This window comes from Staphylococcus agnetis, assembly GCF_011466855.1.
GTDB lineage: Bacteria > Bacillota > Bacilli > Staphylococcales > Staphylococcaceae > Staphylococcus > Staphylococcus agnetis.
Map to the genome: position 1 here is coordinate 660,561 of NZ_CP045927.1, position 22,965 is coordinate 683,525.

General features: G+C 36.8%; 22 protein-coding genes and 1 riboswitch. Of the genes, 17 read left to right on the forward strand and 5 right to left on the reverse strand.

Annotated features, from left to right (window positions below; genetic code table 11):
• Positions 1 to 55 precede the first annotated feature (55 nt).
• Complete coding sequence (locus GJE18_RS03295) at positions 56 to 1,201, forward strand: globin domain-containing protein (protein WP_107368605.1); 1,146 nt, start codon at positions 56 to 58, stop codon at positions 1,199 to 1,201.
• A gap of 153 nt (positions 1,202 to 1,354) precedes the next feature.
• On the opposite strand, the gene folD is transcribed toward GJE18_RS03295, so the two are convergent.
• Positions 1,355 to 2,212 carry a bifunctional methylenetetrahydrofolate dehydrogenase/methenyltetrahydrofolate cyclohydrolase FolD gene (gene folD, locus GJE18_RS03300; RefSeq protein WP_037565998.1) on the reverse strand — a complete coding sequence of 286 codons (858 nt, stop codon included), beginning with the start codon at positions 2,210 to 2,212 and terminating at the stop codon, positions 1,355 to 1,357.
• A gap of 210 nt (positions 2,213 to 2,422) precedes the next feature.
• Between folD and purE the strand changes: the two genes are divergently transcribed.
• Genes purE through purD form a run of 11 tightly spaced genes read left to right on the forward strand, consistent with a single transcriptional unit; the run spans position 2,423 to position 13,600 of the window.
• A complete protein-coding gene (purE, locus tag GJE18_RS03305; protein ID WP_107368606.1) occupies positions 2,423 to 2,905 on the forward strand; it encodes a 5-(carboxyamino)imidazole ribonucleotide mutase in 483 nt (160 codons plus the stop codon).
• Positions 2,892 to 4,019: a 5-(carboxyamino)imidazole ribonucleotide synthase gene (gene purK / locus GJE18_RS03310; RefSeq protein WP_060550787.1), complete on the forward strand. Its 1,128-nt coding sequence runs from the start codon at positions 2,892 to 2,894 to the stop codon at positions 4,017 to 4,019. Before purE ends, purK begins: the two co-directional genes overlap by 14 nt.
• Positions 4,016 to 4,723, forward strand: coding sequence for a phosphoribosylaminoimidazolesuccinocarboxamide synthase (purC, locus tag GJE18_RS03315; RefSeq protein ID WP_085622582.1), 708 nt, complete (start codon positions 4,016 to 4,018; stop codon positions 4,721 to 4,723). Before purK ends, purC begins: the two co-directional genes overlap by 4 nt.
• Positions 4,724 to 4,725: 2 nt before the next feature.
• Positions 4,726 to 4,995, forward strand: coding sequence for a phosphoribosylformylglycinamidine synthase subunit PurS (gene purS, locus GJE18_RS03320; protein ID WP_037566003.1), 270 nt, complete (start codon positions 4,726 to 4,728; stop codon positions 4,993 to 4,995).
• On the forward strand, positions 4,995 to 5,666 hold the full coding sequence (gene purQ / locus GJE18_RS03325) for a phosphoribosylformylglycinamidine synthase subunit PurQ (protein WP_039646367.1): 672 nt from the start codon (positions 4,995 to 4,997) through the stop codon (positions 5,664 to 5,666). The genes purS and purQ overlap by 1 nt, the downstream gene beginning before the upstream one ends.
• Positions 5,659 to 7,848 (forward strand): phosphoribosylformylglycinamidine synthase subunit PurL, encoded by a 2,190-nt coding sequence (purL, locus tag GJE18_RS03330; RefSeq protein WP_107368607.1) that lies wholly within the window; start codon positions 5,659 to 5,661, stop codon positions 7,846 to 7,848. The genes purQ and purL overlap by 8 nt, the downstream gene beginning before the upstream one ends.
• Positions 7,827 to 9,248, forward strand: coding sequence for an amidophosphoribosyltransferase (gene purF, locus GJE18_RS03335; RefSeq protein ID WP_060552466.1), 1,422 nt, complete (start codon positions 7,827 to 7,829; stop codon positions 9,246 to 9,248). Before purL ends, purF begins: the two co-directional genes overlap by 22 nt.
• Before the next feature lie 4 nt (positions 9,249 to 9,252).
• On the forward strand, positions 9,253 to 10,281 hold the full coding sequence (gene purM, locus GJE18_RS03340) for a phosphoribosylformylglycinamidine cyclo-ligase (protein ID WP_060550790.1): 1,029 nt from the start codon (positions 9,253 to 9,255) through the stop codon (positions 10,279 to 10,281).
• 2 nt (positions 10,282 to 10,283) lie between these two features.
• Complete coding sequence (purN, locus tag GJE18_RS03345) at positions 10,284 to 10,850, forward strand: phosphoribosylglycinamide formyltransferase (protein WP_085622578.1); 567 nt, start codon at positions 10,284 to 10,286, stop codon at positions 10,848 to 10,850.
• A 12-nt stretch (positions 10,851 to 10,862) separates the two neighbouring features.
• Positions 10,863 to 12,341, forward strand: a complete 1,479-nt coding sequence (purH, locus tag GJE18_RS03350; protein ID WP_060550792.1) for a bifunctional phosphoribosylaminoimidazolecarboxamide formyltransferase/IMP cyclohydrolase — start codon at positions 10,863 to 10,865, stop codon at positions 12,339 to 12,341.
• Between the two features lie 14 nt (positions 12,342 to 12,355).
• Positions 12,356 to 13,600 carry a phosphoribosylamine--glycine ligase gene (gene purD / locus GJE18_RS03355; protein WP_060550793.1) on the forward strand — a complete coding sequence of 415 codons (1,245 nt, stop codon included), beginning with the start codon at positions 12,356 to 12,358 and terminating at the stop codon, positions 13,598 to 13,600.
• Positions 13,601 to 13,800: 200 nt separating this feature from the next.
• Here purD and GJE18_RS03360 read toward each other — a convergent pair whose 3' ends face one another.
• The 4 genes from GJE18_RS03360 to graF form a co-directional block, all read right to left on the reverse strand.
• Positions 13,801 to 14,592: an energy-coupling factor transporter transmembrane component T family protein gene (locus tag GJE18_RS03360; protein WP_060550794.1), complete on the reverse strand. Its 792-nt coding sequence runs from the start codon at positions 14,590 to 14,592 to the stop codon at positions 13,801 to 13,803.
• Positions 14,589 to 15,983 carry an ABC transporter ATP-binding protein gene (locus GJE18_RS03365; RefSeq protein ID WP_060550795.1) on the reverse strand — a complete coding sequence of 465 codons (1,395 nt, stop codon included), beginning with the start codon at positions 15,981 to 15,983 and terminating at the stop codon, positions 14,589 to 14,591. The genes GJE18_RS03360 and GJE18_RS03365 overlap by 4 nt, the downstream gene beginning before the upstream one ends.
• A 12-nt stretch (positions 15,984 to 15,995) precedes the next feature.
• A complete protein-coding gene (locus tag GJE18_RS03370) occupies positions 15,996 to 16,580 on the reverse strand; it encodes an ECF transporter S component (protein ID WP_165886081.1) in 585 nt (194 codons plus the stop codon).
• A gap of 115 nt (positions 16,581 to 16,695) precedes the next feature.
• Positions 16,696 to 16,796, reverse strand: a riboswitch (TPP riboswitch).
• Positions 16,797 to 17,052: 256 nt separating this feature from the next.
• Positions 17,053 to 17,184, reverse strand: a complete 132-nt coding sequence (gene graF / locus GJE18_RS12105; RefSeq protein ID WP_197708977.1) for a glycopeptide resistance-associated protein GraF — start codon at positions 17,182 to 17,184, stop codon at positions 17,053 to 17,055.
• A 324-nt stretch (positions 17,185 to 17,508) separates the two neighbouring features.
• Here graF and auxA point away from each other — a divergent pair, with 324 nt between their 5' ends.
• The 5 genes from auxA (at position 17,509) to ptsP (ending at position 22,929) form a co-directional block, all read left to right on the forward strand.
• Positions 17,509 to 18,840, forward strand: coding sequence for a lipoteichoic acid stability factor AuxA (auxA, locus tag GJE18_RS03375; RefSeq protein ID WP_107368960.1), 1,332 nt, complete (start codon positions 17,509 to 17,511; stop codon positions 18,838 to 18,840).
• Between the two features lie 186 nt (positions 18,841 to 19,026).
• Entirely contained in the window at positions 19,027 to 20,205 is a 1,179-nt protein-coding gene (locus tag GJE18_RS03380; RefSeq protein ID WP_060550797.1) for a class I SAM-dependent rRNA methyltransferase, read from the forward strand.
• A gap of 48 nt (positions 20,206 to 20,253) precedes the next feature.
• The gene (locus tag GJE18_RS03385) at positions 20,254 to 20,784 is read left to right on the forward strand and encodes a hypothetical protein (RefSeq protein ID WP_060550798.1); all 531 of its coding nucleotides are present in this window, start codon (positions 20,254 to 20,256) and stop codon (positions 20,782 to 20,784) included.
• 157 nt (positions 20,785 to 20,941) lie between these two features.
• Complete coding sequence (locus GJE18_RS03390; protein WP_037566021.1) at positions 20,942 to 21,208, forward strand: phosphocarrier protein HPr; 267 nt, start codon at positions 20,942 to 20,944, stop codon at positions 21,206 to 21,208.
• Complete coding sequence (gene ptsP, locus GJE18_RS03395; RefSeq protein ID WP_060550799.1) at positions 21,208 to 22,929, forward strand: phosphoenolpyruvate--protein phosphotransferase; 1,722 nt, start codon at positions 21,208 to 21,210, stop codon at positions 22,927 to 22,929. The genes GJE18_RS03390 and ptsP overlap by 1 nt, the downstream gene beginning before the upstream one ends.
• Positions 22,930 to 22,965 lie beyond the last annotated feature (36 nt).

Sequence of the window (22,965 nt, forward strand, 5' to 3'; positions counted from 1 at the left end):
ATAATGTAAGTGGCGGTATCTTTATGAGTGAAATTTTTTTACAGGAGTGGTTGTAATGTTAACACAAGAAGAAAAAGGTATTATTTTAGAAACTGTACCTGTTTTACAAGAAAAAGGTACAGAAATTACATCAAAGTTTTATGGCAGAATGTTCAATCAACACCCTGAGTTGCGAAATATGTTCAACCAAACGAACCAAAAGAAAGGGTTTCAGTCTACAGCATTAGCGCAATCTGTTTTAGCTGCAGCAGTCAATATTGAAGATTTAACACCTATTTTACCTATTGTAAAAGAGATTGCGTATAAGCACTGTGCGTTAGATGTACGTCCAGAACATTATCCAATTGTAGGTGAAAATTTACTTGCAGCGATTCAAGAAGTAACAGGATTAGATGCAGATCACCCTATTATACAAACATGGGGGAAAGCATACGGTGATATTGCAGATGCATTTATTTCGGTTGAAAAAGATATTTATGCACATATGGCTTGGGAAGGTTTCAAACCTTTTAAAATTGAAAAGATTGAACAAATTACACATAATATTAAAGCATTTACAGTTGTTTCTGATGAAATAGATTTAAGTCAATTTATTCCTGGCCAATACATTACGGTCGATGTAGAAAGTGAAAAGCTTCCTTACCGTGCAAAACGTCATTACTCAATTATTGATGGCAATAAAAACTTCTTAACATTCGGTGTGCGTCGTGAAGTTGGAGATGGCCATGAAGGTGAAGTGTCAACTGTGCTCCATGATGAGTTTAATGAAGGTGATGACATTAACTTATCTGCGCCAGTAGGTGGCTTCCAATTACACAATACAGACAAACCACAATTATTCTTAGGTAGTGGCGTAGGGGTTACACCTCTAGTTTCTATGTATCGTCAAGCGGTTCAACAAACACCTAAAGCACAATTCATTAACGTTGCAGCTTCTGAAGCGGATGTTGCATTTAAGGATGAGATTGATAACATTACAGCTCAAGGTACTGATGCTCACGTGCATAATCATTTACGTGATCAAGAAGGCTACTTACAAGCTGAAGAATTAAAGCAATATTTAACTGATGATACACAAGTGTACATTTGTGGTGGTACACCATTCTTGCAATCAATGATTAAAGAACTTAAAACGTTAAACTTCAATGAAGATAACATTTACTTTGAAACATTCGTTCCTCGATTAAGTGTAAATGTATAACAGATAAGATTAACTGAGAACCTAACCTAATTATGAACCTATTAAAAGGCCTTCAACATGCAATATGCATAAGTTGAAGGCCTTTATTTATGAGAGGTTGTCCCTAATCATTATTTATGTTAGTTATTCGTAAATACGTTTACTTATAAGTGATTATTCTAAACCGCGACGCATTTTTTCAGCGATTAAGGTATTATTGAGTACCATTGTAATCGTCATTGGACCAACACCACCAGGTACAGGTGTGATGGCACCAGCAACTTCTGATACTTCGTCGTATTCAACGTCACCTTTTAATTTGCCATTTTCATCAGGTGTGTTACCAACGTCGATTACGACAGCACCTTCTTTAACGTCTTCTTTTTTCACCATTCCAGGGCGTCCTACAGCGCTGACAATAACATCTGCATTTTTTAAATGTTCATGTATATTTTGGCTACGAGAATGAAGAATTGTCACTGTAGCATTTTGTTGAATTAATAATTTAGATACAGGTTGACCTACGATGTGACTACGTCCAATCACAACTGCATTTTTGCCTTCTAAATCAATATCAGCATGTTTTAATAATTCCATCACACCAAGTGGTGTACAAGGAATCAATTTTGCCTCGTCTAAGTATAAACGACCAATATTGATTGGGTGGAAACCGTCAACATCTTTATCAGGGTCAATCGCATCCAATACCTTTTGTTCATCTACTTGTTTAGGAAGGGGAACTTGCACTAAAATACCACTTACTGTGTCATCATTGTTTAAACGGTCAAGTTCTTTTAAAACGTCAGCTTCAGAAGTAGCTTCATCAAGATGAATCACTTCGGAAATCATGCCGATTTTCTCAGCAGCTTTCTTTTTTGAACGTACATAACTTTGACTCGCACCATCATTACCAACGAGAATCACTGACAACTTTGGTGTGTACCCTTTTTGTTTTAAAACTTCAACCTCATCTTGCAAACCTTGGCGGTAGTCCTTTGCGATTTGCTTACCATCTAAAATTTTTGCACTCATAATTCTAAATCCTCCCTTTGAATAGTTCGAACTTTTTACGTACATTCATTGATTTCATTAAGTTTTAACGGTTAAAAACCGAAGTATTTAACGAAAATATGTAATAAAGTTCGATTTTTGCATTGAAAAAAGCATGTCACATTGTTATGCTATACCTGTAATATACAACTAATTGGTTTGGTATTTCAAATGATTGAAAGGGTGTTCATAGTGAAAATTGCGGTCATAATGGGAAGTTCATCAGACTGGCAAATTATGAAAGAAGCATGTGACATGCTGGAATATTTTAATATTCCGTACGATAAGAAAGTTGTTTCTGCACATCGTACGCCACACATGATGGTGGACTTTGCAACACATGCGTATGAAAACGGATATCGTGCGATTATTGCAGGAGCTGGAGGGGCGGCGCATTTACCAGGTATGGTTGCATCTATGACTACATTACCGGTCATCGGTGTACCGATTGAATCTAAAAGTTTGAAGGGTCTGGATTCATTATTATCTATCGTTCAAATGCCCGGAGGTATTCCAGTTGCTACCACTGCAATTGGTAAAGCAGGTGCTAAAAATGCAGGCATACTTGTTGCGCGTATATTAGGAACAACAGATGAATTGATTCAACGTCAACTTTGCGCCTACGAACAATCACTCGTTGAAAAAGTGGAGGATATGCAAAATGACTTACAATAAACTCAAATTTGGAGCAACGATAGGCATTATTGGTGGAGGACAACTTGGAAAAATGATGGCACAATCTGCGCAAAAGATGGGCTATCGCGTTATTGTTCTGGATCCTGACAATGCATGCCCAACGCAACACGTTGCACATCAATTTATTCATGCTGCATATGATGACGAAGCTGCATTAAACGAATTAGGTGAACAATCAGATGTAATCACGTACGAGTTTGAGAATATTAATGCTGAACAACTAAAAAAGTTAACGACACGTTTTAATGTTCCTCAAGGATATGAAGCAATTCAATTATTGCAAGATCGTCTTATTGAAAAACAATCTATCTCTAAAGCCGGGGCACATGTTGTACCGTTTTTACAAATTACTTCTGAAGATGATTTAAAAGAGGCTGGTCAACGACTCGGTTATCCATTCATCGTGAAAACACGCTTTGGTGGTTATGACGGTAAGGGTCAAGTATTAGTAAATTCTGATGTAGCCTTTGACGAAGCCAAAACATTAATTGCACAACAAGAATGTGTCGCTGAACAATATTTAAATTTAAAAAGGGAAGTCTCATTAACTGTTACAAGAGGAGTAGATGGTAGTGTCGTATTCTTCCCACTTCAAGAAAACGAACATCGCAATCAAATTTTGTTTAAAACCATCGTACCTGCGAGAGATGACCATGAAGTATTCGCACGTGAAGAAGTCAAAAAGATTATGAAGGCTATCCATTTTGTAGGTACGTTCACCGTAGAATTTTTTGTGGATGATAATCATCAACTATTTGTGAATGAAATAGCACCTAGACCACATAACTCAGGCCACTATTCTATTGAAGCGTGTGACTATTCACAATTTGATACGCATATTATGGCTGTAACGGGTCAAACGCTTCCAGAAAATATTGAACTCTTAAAACCTGCAGTGATGATGAATTTACTAGGCAAAGATTTAGATTTACTCGAAGATGAATTTAACTTACATCCAGAATGGCACGTGCATATTTATGGTAAAACGTCACGAAAACCTTTAAGAAAAATGGGCCATTTAACTCAATTAACAGAGCAAATTGAAGCTACTGAACAAAATCTTGTCGCATATTTTGAAGGGAGAAAATCATGAAACACGCATTATTATATGAAGGCAAAGCCAAACGTGTATATGAAACGGACGAACCACATGTATTACGTATCGAATATAAAGACGAAGTAACAGCTGGAAATGGTGCAAAGAAAGATGAAATGTCTGGTAAAGGTCGTTTAAATAACCGCATTACAGCAGCTATTTTTGAATATATCGCACAGCATGGTGTGAAAAGTCATTTCATTCGTCGCATCTCAGAAACAGAGCAGCTTGTACAAGCTGTTGACATCGTACCTTTAGAAGTTGTTGTAAGAAACATTGCGGCGGGATCTATTACGAAACGTTTAGGTTTTGAAAATGGTCATCGTTTTGATGCGCCGTTAGTTGAATTCTTTTATAAAAAAGATGAATTGAACGATCCATTAATTACAGAGGATCATATTCAACTCCTGCATATTGCCAATGAAGAAGAAATACAAAGTTTAAAAGCACAAGCATTGCAAGTTAACCAAGCATTAATTCAACTTATGGATGAGCTTCAATTGGATTTAGTAGATTTTAAAATCGAATTTGGTAAAGATCGAGAAGGTCACTTACTCTTAGCAGATGAAATTTCACCAGACACATGTCGTATTTGGGATAAAGTGACAGGTGAGAACTTTGATAAGGATGTTTATCGCAACGACACTGGCTCATTGATTGAAACGTATGAATCATTTTTAAATAAACTGGAGGCACTTTAATCATGAAAAATATTGAATTACACATTACGTTACAACCGCAAGTTTTAGATACGCAAGGTCAAGCATTGACACGTGCGGTACACGACTTAGGCTACAAGCAAGTCAATGATATTCGTGTTGGTAAAGTACTGTATTTAACGGTTGATGAAGCGACTGACGAAGCCATTCATAATGTGGTCACTACATTAAGCGAAAAATTATTCGCTAATACAGTAATTGAAGAGTATAACTATACGATTTTAGGTGAAGCTTCAGAAAAGGAGAATGACTAATGAAATTTGCGGTACTTAAATTTCCAGGTTCTAACTGTGACCGCGATATGTTTAATGCAGCGATTAAATCTGGTGTAGAGGCTGAGTATGTAGACTATCGCGAAACATCTTTAGCTGGATTTGACGGGGTGCTCATTCCAGGAGGGTTCTCATTTGGAGATTATTTACGTTCAGGTGCTGTAGCAAGTGTGGCACCTATTATAAATGAAGTGAAACGTTTAGCGGATGAAGGCAAACCTGTACTCGGTGTTTGTAACGGATTCCAAATTTTAACTGAAATTGGCTTACTTCCAGGTGCTTTACTACATAATGATAGCCATTTATTTGTAAGTCGTAATGAACGTTTAATGATTACAAATGCAGCAACACCATTTACACATTTATATGAAGAAGGAGAGGAAGTAGTTTATCCAGTCGCTCACGGTGAAGGTCATTACTATTGTACTGAAGCTATGTATCACGATTTGGTTCAGAATAATCAAATTATTTTGAAGTATACTGATAATCCTAATGGTTCATATGAAGATATTGCAGGCATCGTATCTAAGGAAGGCAATGTGTGTGGAATGATGCCACATCCTGAACGAGCATTGGAAAAAATACTCGGTACGGATAGTGGCGTGAAATTATTTGAATCAATGGTGAAAAGTTGGAGGGAACAACATGCCTAAATTTTTAGAACCTACTGCAGAAGAGGTTAAAGTTGAGAAGTTATATCAAGATATGGGATTAAGCGATGCAGAATATGAGAAAGTTCAACGTATTTTAGGTCGTGATCCTAACTTTACAGAAATAGGCATTTTTTCGGTAATGTGGAGTGAACATTGCTCATATAAGCATTCTAAACCATTCTTAAAACAATTTCCGACAACAGGCGAACACGTGTTAATGGGACCTGGTGAAGGTGCTGGTGTTGTGGATATCGGTGATCAACAAGCTGTCGTTTTTAAAGTGGAATCACATAACCATCCGTCAGCGATTGAACCATACCAAGGTGCTGCGACAGGTGTTGGAGGTATCATTCGTGACATCGTTTCAATAGGTGCGCGTCCAATTAATCTTCTTAATAGTTTACGTTTTGGTGAACTTAGTGAGAAAACAAATCGTCGTTTATGTCGTGGTGTCGTTGCAGGTATTGGTGGTTATGGGAACTGTATCGGTATCCCAACGACAGCTGGTGAAATTGAATTTGATGAACGTTACGACGGTAATCCACTTGTCAATGCAATGTGCGTAGGTGTAATTGATCATGACATGATTCAAAAAGGGACTGCCAAAGGGGAAGGTAACTCCGTTATTTACGTAGGGCTTAAAACAGGTCGTGATGGTATTCATGGAGCGACGTTTGCATCGGAAGAATTGACAGAAGAAAGCGAAAGTAAACGTCCATCTGTTCAAATTGGTGACCCATTCGTTGGTAAGAAATTAATGGAAGCAACATTAGAAGCAATCCAATATAAGGAACTTGTAGGCATCCAAGATATGGGAGCAGCAGGTTTAACATCATCATCTTCTGAAATGGCTGCAAAAGGTGGAAGCGGTATTCATTTAGAACTTGAGAAAGTGCCAGTTCGTGAACATGGTATTTCTCCTTATGAAATGATGCTTTCAGAAACACAAGAGCGTATGTTACTTGTAGTAGAAAAAGGAACAGAACAAAAATTCTTAGATTTATTCGATTACTATGAACTAGACAGCGCGGTTATCGGTAAAGTGACAAATACAAATCGTTTCATCCTCACTTATGAAGGTGAAGTTTATGCAGATATTCCTGTTGAACCATTAGCAGACGAAGCGCCAGTTTACATTTTAGAGGGAGAAAAACCTGAATACACGCCAGAAACACGTGACTATGCAAACATTGATGCAGACGATGTGTTCACAAAATTATTAACACATCCAACCATCGCGTCTAAACAATACTTGTATTCGCAATATGATCAACAAGTGGGTGCAAATACAATCGTAAAACCAGGTTTACAAGCATCTGTTGTACGTGTTGAAGGGACGAATAAAGCAGTAGCCTCTACTATCGATGGTGAAGCACGCTATGTTTTTAATGATCCATATGAAGGTGGCAAAATGGTGGTTGCTGAGGCATATCGTAATCTTATTGCTGTGGGTGCTAAACCTTTAGCGATGACTGATTGCCTAAATTATGGTTCACCTGAGAAAAAAGAAATTTATCAGCAATTAATTGATTCTACACGCGGAATGGCAGAAGCATGTGATGTATTACAAACACCAGTGGTTTCAGGGAACGTTTCATTATATAACGAAACCCGTACGTCTTCCATTTTCCCAACGCCAGTAGTTGGTATGGTGGGATTAATTGAGGATATTGATTATTTGAATCATTTCCAGCCAGAAGCAGGAGATACGTTGTATTTAGTAGGGGATACGAAGGCGCATTTTGGTGGTAGCCAAATTGAAAAACTATTATATCAACGCGTGAATCATGAATCAGAACATGTGGATTTAACAGAAGAAGCAGCACGTGGTGAAGCCATTCGTGAAGCCGTTCGAAGTGGTCAATTGTCACACGTTCAAACAGTAGGTAAAGGTGGCGTATTAATTACGCTAGCTCGAATGAGTGCATATTTTGATTTAGGAATTGATGCTGTATTACCGTTTTCACGAGAACTGTTCTTTAGTGAAACACCAGGTCGCTATATTGTAAGTGTAAAAGCAGGACAAGAATTTAATATGAAAGATGCAATCAAAATTGGTACATTTACGGATCAAGATGAATTTAAAGTTCAAGGTTCTGATACAACTATTGAATGTCGAACATCTGACATTAAGCGTGAATGGGAAGGAGCAATTGAGGCATGTATGACATCCGCGGATTAAATGAAGAATGCGGTATTTTCGGAATATGGAATCATCCTCATGCAGCACACTTAACTTACCTTGCACTACACAGTTTACAACATCGCGGTCAAGAAGGTGCTGGAATTGTATGTTCTAATGGTGAACAACTCTTTGGTGCAAGAGGAATGGGATTATTAACTGAAGCGATTTCGGATGCACAATTAAAATCTCTTGAAGGCTATAAACACGCGATTGGACACGTACGTTATGCGACGACTGGTGCTAGCGAAGTGTCTAATGTGCAACCGTTTTTATTTAAACATTCCAAAGGTGATCTAGGATTAGCCCATAACGGGAACCTTACGAATGCACTTCAACTACGAAGAGCGATTGAATCTACAGGCGGTATTTTTCAAACGACAAGTGATTCAGAAGTGCTGGCACATCTTTTGATTAAGGGGACTTCAAAATCAATTAAAACAAATCAAAAATCAGCACTAAACCAAATGAAAGGGGCTTTCAGTTGTGTCATTTTAAATGAACAACAATTGACAGCAACACGAGATCACCGTGGTGTGCGCCCATTAATGCTAGGTAAAGTTGATGGTGCCTATTGTGTTGCGAGCGAAACATGCGCATTTACGGCGATTGGTGCGGAATATATACGTGATATTGAGCCAGGGGAACTGATTACTTTTTCAAATGAAGATGATATTGACTACGATCATTACACGTCTGATATCGATCATCGCATGTGTTCAATGGAATATGTTTACTTCGCACGTCCAGATTCAGAATTTCGTAAGCACTCTATCTATCAAGTGAGAAAAGCTTTAGGTAGACAATTAGCGAACGAAATGGATGTTGAAGCAGATATCGTAATTGGCGTTCCTGATTCATCGTTACAAGCAGCTAAAGGCTTTTCGGAAGCTTCTGGTGTGCCAAACGAACAAGGATTACTTAAAAATCGTTATATCGGGCGCACATTTATAACACCTGATCAAGCAGTACGCGAACGTCAAGTTCGAATGAAACATGCGCCAATTCGTGATGTCATTGAAGGTAAACGTGTCGTGGTGATTGATGATTCTATTGTCCGTGGCACGACAAGCAAACATATTGTAAAGACGTTAAAATCCGCTGGAGCAAAAGAGGTGCATATGGGCATTTCATCTCCACCTCTTAAAAATCCATGTTATTACGGTATTGATGTATCAACACATGCTGAATTAATGGCGGCGCAATATGATCTTGATGAAATTAGAGACATGATTGGTGCAGACTCACTGACGTATTTATCTATAGAGGGTATGCATGATGTCTTTAAACAGTATGGTTCTAAAGGCGAATGTAATGCATGCTTTACTGGAGCATATCCAATTGAAATTGTAGATCATGAATTACCGGTAGCAAAAGAATTAAAGCGTAGAGGAGTGTAAAGTCATGGCTGAATCATATAAGCAAGCTGGTGTAGATATTGAAGCGGGATATCAAGCGGTAAAACGCATGTCACGCCATGTTGAACGTACTATGCGTAAAGAGGTACTAGGCGGTCTAGGTGGTTTTGGTGCGACATTTGACTTGTCACAACTGAATATGAAAGCGCCTGTATTAGTCTCTGGAACGGATGGTGTGGGTACGAAATTAAAATTAGCAATTGATTACGATCGACATGACACGATAGGTATAGATGCCGTAGCGATGTGTGCGAATGATATTTTGACAACTGGAGCAGAACCACTTTACTTTTTAGATTACATTGCAACAAATAAAGTGATTCCAGAGGTTATTGAACACATTGTTAAAGGAATTAGTGATGGCTGTGAGGAAACAGGTATGGCCCTTATAGGTGGCGAAACTGCAGAAATGGGTGACATGTATCATGAAGGGGAATACGATGTTGCTGGTTTTGCAGTTGGTGCTGTTGAAAAAGAAGACTATATTGATGGCAGTCAGGTCGCTAAAGGTGACATCATTATAGGTTTGGCCTCACATGGTATCCATTCAAATGGATACAGCTTAGTGCGTAAATTGGTTGCAGAATCAGGTGTCAATGTTCATGATACGTTTTCAAATGAATCCTCATACTTAGACGTTTTGTTAAAACCAACAGCTTTATATGTACGTCCAGTATTAGCTGTAAAAAAAGAAATGAAAATTAAAGCGATGACACATATTACAGGTGGAGGTTTCTTTGAGAATATTCCACGTGCTTTACCTGAGGGGAAAACAGCGGTCATTGATACAACATCATTCCCGACGCCACGTATTTTCGATTGGTTACAACAACAAGGACAAATTGAAACTGCAGAAATGTATAACATTTTCAACATGGGAATTGGGTATACGATGGTGGTATCAGCTGAAGATGAGCAACGCGTCCATGAATTATTAAAACAAGAAAAATGTGAAGCCTATACGATTGGTTATATAGATGAAACATCTGAACCGATTCGTTTGTCGGGGGTGTAAAAATGGTTAAAATAGCCATTTTCGCGTCAGGATCAGGTACCAATTTTGATAATATTATGCAGCATATTGAGAGAGGGAAACTTGAAAATATCGAGATGACTGGTTTATATACGGATAAACCAGGCGCACCTTGTGTTGCACTTGCCCAAAAGTATCATGTCAATATTTATGCATATGATCCGAAGCAGTTTTCTTCAAAACAGCACTACGAAGAAACATTATGTGACTCACTTCAAAAAGACGGTGTTGAATGGATTGTGTTAGCAGGCTATATGCGATTAATAGGGGAAACATTACTCCATGCTTATGAAGGACGGATTTTAAACATACATCCGTCACTTCTTCCTAAATATAAAGGCAAGCATGCGGTAGAACAGGCGTTAAACAACAGGGAAACAACATCAGGAACAACGGTACATTATGTAGATGCTGGCATGGACACTGGGGAAGTCATTGCGCAGCGAGAATGTCCAATATATCCTGATGATGCAGTGACAGATCTTGAGCAACGCATTAAAGCATTGGAATATGAATTGTATCCTGAAGTCATTCAAAAGATTATTCGATAAGGAGATTTCTAAATGAAAAAAGCGATTTTAAGTGTGTCAGATAAAACAGGAATAGAAGATTTTGCTAAAGGACTTGTTGATCAAGGCTTTGCATTATTTTCAACAGGTGGAACATTACGCGCTATTGAATCTGCAGGCATACCTGTTGCTTCCGTTTCAGATTTAACGCATTTTGATGAAATAATGGATGGACGTGTGAAAACATTACACCCTGCTGTTCACGGCGGGATTTTAGCTGATCGTGACAAACAAGAACATTTAGAGCAATTAAAAGCACAAGATATCGACCTTATTGACATGGTTGTCGTCAATTTATATCCTTTCCAAAAGACAGTGGAAAATCCAGATGTATCAGAAGCAGATGCCATTGAAAACATTGATATTGGCGGGCCAACGATGCTCCGTGCAGCGGCAAAAAACTTTAAGCACGTGACAACAGTGGTGCATAGTGAAGATTACGATGAAGTGTTACAGCGTTTAAAATCGAATACTTTAGATGAAGCATTTCGTAAATCATTAATGTTAAAAGTATATCAACATACTGCAGAATATGACCAAGCCATTGTTAATCACTTTAGTCAGAATAAAGAAGCATTACGTTACGGTGAAAACCCACAACAAAACGCATATTTTGTACGTACCTCTGAAGCATCTAATACTTTAGCAGGTGCTGTGCAACATCATGGCAAACCTCTAAGTTACAACAACATTAAAGATGCAGATGCGGCGTTAACACTTGTAAAACGATTTGACGAGCCAGCAGCTGTTGCGGTGAAACATATGAATCCATGTGGAGTAGGGCTTGGTGCAACAATCGAAAAAGCTTTCGAACATGCATTTCAAGCAGATTCGACATCTATTTTCGGGGGTATCGTTGCACTTAATAGAACAGTAACTAAAGCATTGGCTCAACAATTACATGAGATTTTCTTAGAAGTAATCATTGCGCCATCATACGATGAAGAAGCACTAGAGATCTTGTCTCAAAAGAAAAATATTCGTTTACTTCAAATTGATATGGCGCCTATCTTAGGTGAACAAGAGTTTGTTTCTGTATCTGGTGGTTATTTAGTCCAAGATAAAGATGATGTACAAACGGCGCGCAAAGAGATGAAAGTTGTTACGGATGTACAACCTACAGAAGCACAATGGGACGCATTGTTGCTAGGATGGGAAGTGGCAAAAGCGGTTAAAAGTAACGCGATTGTCCTTGCGAATGACCATCAAACTGTAGGTGTGGGTGCGGGTCAAATGAACCGCGTCGGTGCAGCAGACATTGCCATTCGTCAAGCCATTGAAATGAATGACCAAGTTGCTTTAGCTTCAGATGGCTTTTTCCCAATGGACGATACAGTCGAACTTGCCGCCAAAGCAGGCATCAAAGCAATTATTCAACCTGGTGGCTCCATCAAAGATCAAGATTCTATAGATATGGCAAACCGTTATGGCATCACTATGGTGACAACAGGTGTACGTCATTTTAAACATTAATGGAGGAACTAAAAATGAAAATACTCGTTATTGGTAGTGGCGGTCGTGAACATGCGCTTGTGCATAAATTAAATCAATCGAAACTTGTTACACATATTGATGTCATTCCGGGTAATGATGCGATGACTTCTATAGCAAACATTCATTCAGAAATTGCTGAAACAAACCATGATGCCATTCTTGATTTTGCTAAGAATCATGCGATTGAGTGGGTGATTATTGGTCCTGAGCAACCTCTTACAGATGGGTTAGCAGATTTATTAATTGAGGCAGGCATCTCAGTGTTTGGGCCAAATCAAGCAGCAGCCCAAATAGAAGGATCTAAAACGTTTGCCAAAAATTTAATGAAAAAATACGATATTCCAACGGCAGACTATCGTGAAATTAATGACAAAAATGAAGCGTTAAACTATGTTGATACGTGCGCATTACCTGTGGTATTAAAAAAGGATGGTTTAGCAGCGGGGAAAGGCGTTATCATTGCACATACACGTGAAGAGGCCGTCGATGCCGTGCATACGTTATATCCAAATGACAATGATAAAGTGGTATTTGAAGCCTTTTTGGAAGGCGAAGAATTTTCAGTCATGACATTTGTGAATGGGGACTATGCTGTTCCATTTGAAACGATTGCACAAGACCATAAGCGTGCTTATGATGGTGATCAAGGACCTAACACAGGTGGTATGGGTGCGTATTGTCCCGTTCCGCATATTAGTGATGACGTTTTACGTCAAACGAATGATCGTATTGCTCAACCCATTGCTAAAGCGTTAAAAGCAGAAGGTTACCATTATTTTGGTATTCTATATATTGGTGCTATTTTAACGAAAGAAGGACCTAAAGTGATAGAGTTCAATGCACGTTTTGGTGACCCTGAGGCACAAGTGTTATTAACGCGTCTTGAAAGTGATTTGATGGCACATATTTTAGAGTTAAAAGACAAAAAGCCTATTTCACAAAAATGGAAGTCTGAATCGGTTGTGGGTGTGATGTTAGCATCTAAAGGCTATCCTGCTTCTTATGAAAAAGGTCATCACGTGACTGGTTTTGAAGAAGATTTAGAGCATTATTTTGTAAGTGGGTTGAAAAAGGATGAGGCACAAAATTTTGTGACAAGTGGCGGGCGTGTCATTCTTGCTTTAGGTGAAGGTGATACGATCCAAAAAGCCCAAGAATTAGCATATCAACGTGTTTCTAAAATTGAAAACGACGCATTATTTTATCGTAAAGATATTGCCAATAAAGCATTAAAATAAGATTTATTTGTTGCATCATTTGTCACCACATAATTGGAAGTATAAGTTATACCATTTAGCGATATATATCATGAGAGCCCTTCAAACACAATAAGTGTGAGAAGGGCTCTTTAAACGGGTTATTTCCTTTGCAGATGGAAAGGTAGGAAAGGAAATGGTGTGCCTTTTCACATCATCGAGATCGTGAAAACGCAAAGCACCTATCGTACATCCGTAATGCCAGTAATCGGTATATAATGACTCAACATTAAAGCACAAAGTACGATACCAATGATAGAAACGATAAGTAATATATCGCGGTAACTAAAAGGCGCATCATAATAATACGTTCGCGGTCCATCTTTAAAACCTTTCATTTCCATTGCGATAGAAAGACGATGCGCTTTACGCATGTTCTGACTTAATAAAGGTATTAAAATATGATAAAACCGTTTTGTACCACGATAATGAGATTTTTGAATCATTTGATAACGCATTTTAAGGGCATGTCTCAATTGGATAAAAGATTCCATAATTAACGGTAACATTCGAAAAGCAGCCATAAATGCATATGCTATTTTAGGTTTGACGCGTAGATGTTGCATAAAGCTATAAAAAATCATAATCACTTGCGATGTAAACGCGATAGCTAAACCAAAAAAGCTAATGACCAACGTTCTTAGAGATAAGTGCAACCCACGAACGAGACTTTCTTCCGTAATGCGAATAAATCCAATTTTGAAGAGCTCATGATGTCCATTACCGTAAAAAATCATAAAAAGTGATGAACTGATGGCAAACAATGTACTCAGTGTGATGAAAATAAATAAAACTCGGAATTTAGCACCACTGAGTATCAAAGTCAAAAGAAACATGAGTGAGACAAGGTATAGCATCGTATCAAAATTATGTACGAAAATCACAAATACGAATAATGCGATACCTAGAAACAACTTCGTTATTATATTGACTTTATCCATAAATGTTCGATATGACTTCCAAGATTCAATCATGTTGTCACCTTACTTTCAAACATTTTTCCATTTTCTATGATGTAATGATGTGTGGGATAACGTTGAATGATTTCTGGATCGTGCGTATTCATTATAATGGCCTGGCCTTGTTGAATACGTTGTTGAAATAAATCAATAAGTTTAAATGTATTATGACTATCTAACCCAAATGTAGGTTCATCTAACAAGATGATATCTGCAGATGTACTTAACGCAATCGCAACACTTAAACGGCGTTTTTGACCCATTGAAAGTTCAAAGGGATGTTGAGATTTAACATGAATTAAATCCAGTAATGTTAACATTTCTACAGTTGCTTCATGGGCATCTTCGGCATTTTGATGCTTGAAATTAATGAAAATTTCATCATAAACTGAATTTTGTAAACATTGAAGCTCAGGATTTTGATAAACCAAAAACATATGACATGAAGCGGTTTTAAGTTTACGAATGGGAGTGTTATTGAATGTAAGGCTACCTTCATACGGGATGAGTTGCATCAGTGATTCAAAAAAAGTAGTCTTGCCTGCTCCGTTTTTTCCAGTAATTACAATCCAATCACCTGATTGCACTTGAAAAGTGTCTACTGAATATAAGTGCTTTTTGCCTCGTTTGATGATGCCATTTTTAAAAGTAAGACGAAAATTAGAATGTGTATTGTGTTGGACAACCGGTGGAGCGACTTGCCATGCTCTAGGGTGCCACACGCCGTAATCTGTTAAGGTCTCTTCAAAATGGGTGAGGATGTCAGAAGGTGTTCCATCCTGAATTATTTGTCCGTCATGATTCATTAAAATAACACGATCGACAACATCCCATATATGTTCTACTTTATGTTCAACAATTAATACTGTTTGATCTTCCCATAACGTTTTTAACAATGTCCATAAATTTTCAGTTGCTTCAGTATCTAACATGGCTGTAGGCTCATCTAAAAACAACGTATCCGCTTTTTGTAAAAGGGTGCCTGCAACCGCTAGTTTTTGCTTCATTCCTCCACTTAATCGATGTATCGCATGCTTAGGATGAACATCTAATTGTACTTGCTCCAAAACTTTTGAAATTTTTTGATCCATTTCATTTTGGGGGACTTGAAGGTTCTCTAACACAAACGCAAGTTCTTCATTCACCTGTGGCATACAAAATTGAGAATCAGGATCCTGAAAAATAACTCCAGCATTTTTGGCAACCTTTAAGTCATCATATTTCATAGGTAAATCGATTAAGTTGGGTACGATGCCACTTAAGACATTCAACAACGTACTCTTACCAGAACCTGAGGGACCGAGTAAAAGTACTTTTTCTTTTTCTTTAATTTCGATGTTCAGCCCATCAAAAATTTTTTTAGGACCATTAGGGTATTTTAAACGTAAATTTGTAGCTTTTAACACGATGAATGCTCCTTATAATGCATCATAATCTTCTTTAGAAGCAGGGCGGAATAGTTTGGTAACACCTGTTTTGTCTAATGCTTTCACAAGATAATAAGGAAATACCCCTGCTAAAACAGCACCACTGAGTAAACGGAATATAATAAGTAAAATTAAATTCCAAGCGGCAACTTCATTTAAATAGCCATAATACCAATCAACTGGAAAACTAATAATGGCTGCTGCCATCCCTGCTAAAACACTTACCATAAATGCACGTGATTGATATTTAAAAATCGCAAAAACAATTTCACATGCTAAACCTTGGAGTAGGGCATAAATAATCGTAGGAATATCAAAGCGGCCCATAATAATTGTTTCTCCTGCACCTGCTGCAAATTCAGCGATTAAAGCAATCCCCATTTTCGGAATGATAAGGTAGGCCACAACAGCAACTGCAAACCACATGCCATACATCAATTGATCAAGATGTAAGCCGAGAGGTTGAACGGTATAGTATGCCACCCACCAAAGATTATAAATAACAGCAAAAATGACAGAGATTAACACTGTAACTAATATGTCAGATAATGTTAAACCTTTTCGTTTTGAACGCATAAACATCCTCCTATATATACAAAAACACAGCACCTAAACAAGGTACTGTGCGTGGGCGTGTAAATAGAACACCAAATGAAAGGTCACAAATAACAGACGTATTGTGAATCATTTAGAGTTTATCTTCACACTTCCCTACGCTAGTATCATCTAGTTCAGGTTCAAAGGGTTTGAGGTGATGACCTCATCTCAGTTTGCACACCCCTAGTGTGTGTTTATTGAATTGATTAACGTCACTATACACCCGACGTCACTAAATGTCAATGCGTGGAATCGAATGGTGGATTAAACGTTGACGAAAAGTGCTGGTTATAAGGTTTGAATGGTAATTGAATGTATTTTGAGACACGCTAATTTAATCAATGATATGCAAATAAGTGTAAGAATCTAAATAAACTACAGTTAATAAAAAAGGAGTCAGAACATAAACCGTTCTGACCCCGTGAATAGATACAGCTATTGAATGGATGCGTTATTCAAAAGAGCTTTGGATATCATCTTTCGTTTTTTCAGCACCATCTTTAGCATCATCTTTTTTATCTTTTAATTCTTGTTCTTTATCTTTAGCATTTTCTGCTGCTTTTTTGATTTCTTCTTTAGACATATAACATCTCTCCTTTTATGTTATCTACTTCTAAGAGTTCCCACATATTTATTTATTAAACATTTAAAGAAGGGTAACAAACAAATGTAACTTTTGGTATAATAAATAAATGCGTTAATCTTATGAATAAAGTATGTTTTAATCGTGTTTAAAAAGATAATATAAATAAATATAGTGAAAGCAGTATGATAAACATTGTTTTATAAAAACTGAAAAAATACGTGTATTTACAACGTTTTACGTCTCTCCATCTTAAGAATGAGATTTGTTTTTTATAAAGACATGTACTGCGTCTTCGTATATAATAATTGTGAGGTGAAGCGGATGTCTTTGTTTAATAAATACACCGAAGTGATCTACAGTTACATCATCGGTGCAGTTTCTATTTTATTAAGTGTTATTATTTTCCTTAATATTCCACTTATTCACCAATTCAGTGCACATAAAAAGCCAGCGATTCACATTGAGAACTTGTGGGACTTTATTATGGCCTTTTTTAATGAAATTATTCGCGTTATGAGTAATTATATTGGTGAAATACCTTTAGTGAGTGGCATTATCATCTTATTATTTGGTCTTTTTATGATTTTTATTGGGAGAACGCTAACGAACACAACACGTTTTGATTATGATATTTCAATACTGTTTTTATTAATTGGTATTATTTATTTTGTCTTAACGTTAATATTCATGTCACAAGTTTACGGTATTGTAGCTTTTGTTTTTGTTTTTCCATTCTTAATACATATTGGATATATCACGTACAAAGATGAACTTAATCCGTTTAATCGTAAAAAACATTATCTATGGATTATCATAAGTTATGGTCTTTGTTATATCATTGGGCAACTGGCACTTTATAGTCGGATAGAGGAACGACAAGTTGCGCCTATAGATGTATTAAGTATTAACACGTTTTTCGTAATATTATGGTTGCTTGGCCAAATGGCGATTTGGAACTTTTTATTTTTACGTCGAGCATTACCTATGACGCAAGAAGAAATCACAGGAGAAGAAAATCCTTATTCTCGTAGTAAAAAATATAGTTTTGCGGGTCAATCAAAATACCACTTCAAAGATATCCAAGATCGCACAAATGAACTTACGCAAGACTTTTCATATCGTACACGTCGTAGCATTGATATCGAAAAACTAAGACGTAAACGTGAAGCCTTTAAAGACAAATGGTTGAGATGGGCAACGTTAGAAGAAGATGACATTCCATCGTTCTTACATCGACCTAAATGGTTAAAAAGAGAATACGTATCCATTGCGTGCGGGGTTGTGTTATTTTTCTTCATTTTAGTAGAATTTAAAAACCGCAATGGATTATTTTTATCAGGTGATTGGCAACTATCACAAACACAATATGTTTATGAATGGGTAAGCTTATTCTTATTACTATTAATTGTGACGATATTTATATGGACATCCGTTACAAATATGATGAAAGGTAGTCATTATTACTTAAAATTGTTTATGATAAGCATTCTGTTCTTCAAGTTATTAACAGAATATATCGTAATTTTGATTCACGGATTGATGTTATCTATTTTTATTACACCAATTTTAGTTTTAATGTTAATACCAGCAATTGTGGCTTTTGTATTCCAATTACGCCAACCGTCACCTGAAAAAATTGAAAATCACGTTTAATGAGGGTGTTGAAACAGGATGAGACTGAAATGTCTCATCCTGTTTATTTGATTTAATTTGCTTTGATTATAGATTTTGATGTTTTCATTTCTGATAATTTGAAATGAACACCAATAAAAAGACTTTCATTGATTCCTTTGATTCATGTTAAACTAAAATAAATGCTATAAAAGAAAGGCTGACATTATGAAAACAGCAATTTTAAATAAAGGGAAAGAAGAAAAATATTTCAATCAGTATCCTTTAATAGTGGAAACAGATATTTTTAAAAGTGACCGTTTGAATGAAGGAGACCTTTTCCAATTAAAATCATCAAAAGGTGAATTTATCGCAACATGTTATGTGGGGCGCCAACATAAAGGATTAGGTTGGATTTTATCTTATGATAGTGAAACAGCGATTAATACGTTATTCTTCAAAACATTATTTCAACAAGCACATGATGTGCGTGCGTATTATTATCACATCGAAGGAACGAATGCCTTTAGACTGTTTAATGGCGAAGGTGATGGTGTAGGGGGACTTACAATTGATTATTATGATGGCCATCTTTTAGTTCAATGGTATTCTGAAGGCATTTATCAATTTAGAGCCGATATTTTAGAAGCAATACAAGCCATCTTTCCATTTAAATCTATTTATGAAAAAACACGTTTTAAAAATGATGAAATTAAAAGTGGTTGGGTGTTAGGTAAAAAAACACAATTTCCAATTATTATTGAAGAAAATTTTACTTTTTATAATGTGCACTTAGATGATGGCCCAATGACTGGAATATTTTTAGACCAAAAAGAAGTAAGAAAAAAATTACGAGATTATTATAGTCATGGTAAACGGGTCTTGAATTTATTTAGTTACACGGGTGCATTTTCTGTCATCGCCGCTACGAATGGGGCACAAACGACAAGTGTAGACCTAGCAAATCGTTCACGGCAACTTACGGAAGAAAATTTCGGTATTAATGACATTGACCCTAGTTCACAATCTATTTATGTCATGGACACGTTTGATTATTATAAATATGCGGAACGACATGGTTATACGTACGATACAATTGTCATTGATCCACCAAGCTTCGCTAGAAACAAAAAGAAGACCTTTTCTGTTACGAAAGATTATGGCTTATTAATTCAAAACGCCTTAAAGATACTCAATCCAGGCGGTACATTGATATTAAGCACCAATCATAGTATGTATACGCTTAATGCATTTAAAAATACGATTAAAACAACTTTGAATCAAGCGAATGTTTCCTATCAATTAGACGAAGTGATGGGATTACCTAAAGATTTTAAAACACACCCACATTATAAACCTTCTAAATATTTAAAAGTTGTATTTGTTACATTACAGCATAACGCATGATAAAAAAGGGTATATATAGTTATTATATCGTTGAAAGGTGGCCTAGTTATGGGTTTAAAAGATAAAATGACGCGAAAAATGAGTAATAAAGTGATGCATATTGATGAAATTAAAGTGAAGGATGCATTACCGAAAACAGAAGCTGAAATCGAAAAAAGACGTCAATACGCAGAATCAGTCATTAAGAAAAAAGCATTGGTGTCTTCAGGTGCTACGGTAATACCTATTCCGGGATTCGATGTAGGGGTAGATATGAAGCTAATGAAAGATATTATAGAAGATGTCAATAAAATTTATGGCTTGGATCATAAACAAGTGAATAAAATGACAGATGATATGAAAAACCGCATCAAGATAGCTGCAGGCTTGCATGGTAGCCAATTAATAGGTAAAAAAGTATCTAAAGGCATCCTGCGCATTGTTATACGCGACGTAGCTAAACGTACAGCTGCGAAACAAACGCGTTGGTTTCCATTAGTAGGTCAAGCTGTATCAGCATCAATTAGTTACTATTTTATGATGAAAGTTGGTAAAGAACATATTCAAAAATGCGAAAATGTTGTAAAGTCTCTTATCTGAATTGACGAAAAATTGTTGAAAAGCAAGAGAAAACGTATCATGACAACTATTTTCGAATTGAAAATAAATGTACTTTTTGGTAATGTAATGCTAAGTAGCTAATTTAAAAATAAATTTATGCTAATGAATTTATGGAATAGAAGGAGTAAGATAAAAGATGGAACAACAATCATATGTAATTATTGACGAAACAGGAATTCACGCACGCCCGGCGACAATGTTAGTTCAAACTGCTTCAAAGTTTGATTCTGATATTCAATTAGAATACAATGCGAAAAAAGTTAACTTAAAATCAATCATGGGTGTTATGAGCTTAGGTGTGGGTAAAGACGCTGAAATTACAATCTACGCAGATGGTAGCGACGAAAAAGAAGCAATTCAAGCTATTTCTGAAGTCTTATCAAAAGAAGGTTTAACAAAATAATGTCTGAAATCATGAAAGGTATTGCTGCATCTGACGGTGTCGCAATTGCTAAAGCCTATATGCTCATCGAACCAGATTTGAGTTTCTCTGAAACAACGACGAACGATACTGAAGCAGAAGTGCTTAAATTTAATGAAGCATTAAAAAACTCTAAAATCGAACTAACTAAAATTAGAAATAACGCTGAGGAACAATTAGGACCAGATAAAGCGGCTATTTTTGATGCACATTTACTTGTTTTAGACGATCCAGAATTAATTCAACCGATCGAAGCTAAAATTCGTGATGAAAAAGCTAGCGCACCACACGCGTTAACGGAAGTCACTCAAAACTTCATTATGATTTTTGAGTCGATGGATAATGAGTACATGAAAGAACGTGCTGCTGATATCCGTGACGTTTCTAAACGTGTCTTAGCGCACATTTTAGGTGTGGAACTTCCAAATCCAAGTATTATTGATGAAAGTGTAGTGATTGTAGGTCACGATTTAACGCCTTCTGACACTGCACAACTAAACAAACAATATGTACAAGGGTTTGTAACAAATATTGGTGGACGTACTTCTCATTCTGCAATTATGAGTCGTTCACTTGAAATTCCAGCAGTTGTTGGGACAAAAACGATAACTTCAAACGTTAAACAAGGTGACATGATGATTGTTGACGGTTTAACTGGTGATGTCATTGTAAATCCAACAGATGATGAACTTAAAGCATATCAACATAAGCGTCAATCATTCTTTGCAGACCGTGAAGAATTAAAAAAATTACGTGATGAAGCGTCTAAAACGCTTGATGGTCAACATGTTGAGCTAGCTGCAAACATTGGAACACCAAATGATTTAGAAGGTGTTAAAGAGAACGGTGCTGAAGGTATCGGTTTATATCGTACTGAGTTCTTATACATGGGACGCGATAATATGCCAACTGAAGACGAACAATTCGAAGCTTATAAAAAAGTGCTCGAAGAAATGAATGGCAAACGCGTTGTTGTTCGTACGTTAGATATTGGCGGTGACAAAGAGTTACCTTATTTAAACTTACCAGAAGAAATGAATCCATTCCTTGGATATCGTGCAATCCGTTTATGTTTAGATCAACCTGATATTTTCCGTCCGCAATTACGTGCGTTATTACGCGCCTCTACGTATGGAAAATTAAACATCATGTTCCCAATGGTTGCGACAGTCCAAGAGTTCCGTGATGCGAAAGCGTTATTATTAGAAGAAAAAGCAAATCTTGAAAATGAAGGTGTTACCGTAAGCGATGATATCGAACTTGGTATTATGGTTGAAATTCCTTCTACTGCAGCACTTGCAGATGTATTTGCGAAAGAAGTAGACTTCTTTAGTATCGGAACGAACGACTTAATTCAATATACTATGGCAGCTGACCGTATGTCAGAACGCGTGTCGTATTTATATCAACCTTATAATCCTGCGATTTTAAGACTTGTTAAGCAAGTCATCGAAGCTTCTCATAAAGAAGGTAAATGGACAGGTATGTGTGGTGAAATGGCAGGAGATGAAACTGCGATTCCATTACTATTAGGTTTAGGATTAGATGAATTCTCAATGAGTGCGACTTCAATTCTAAAAGCGCGTCGCCAAATTAAACAATTAAGTCAAACTGAGATGCAACAGCTTGCAGACAAAGCGATTCAGTGTGCAACGGTGGATGAAGTGGTGTCACTTGTTCATGCGTATACAACAAAAGCATAAAGATAGAATATACTACAAGGGTGTATGACAACGTTG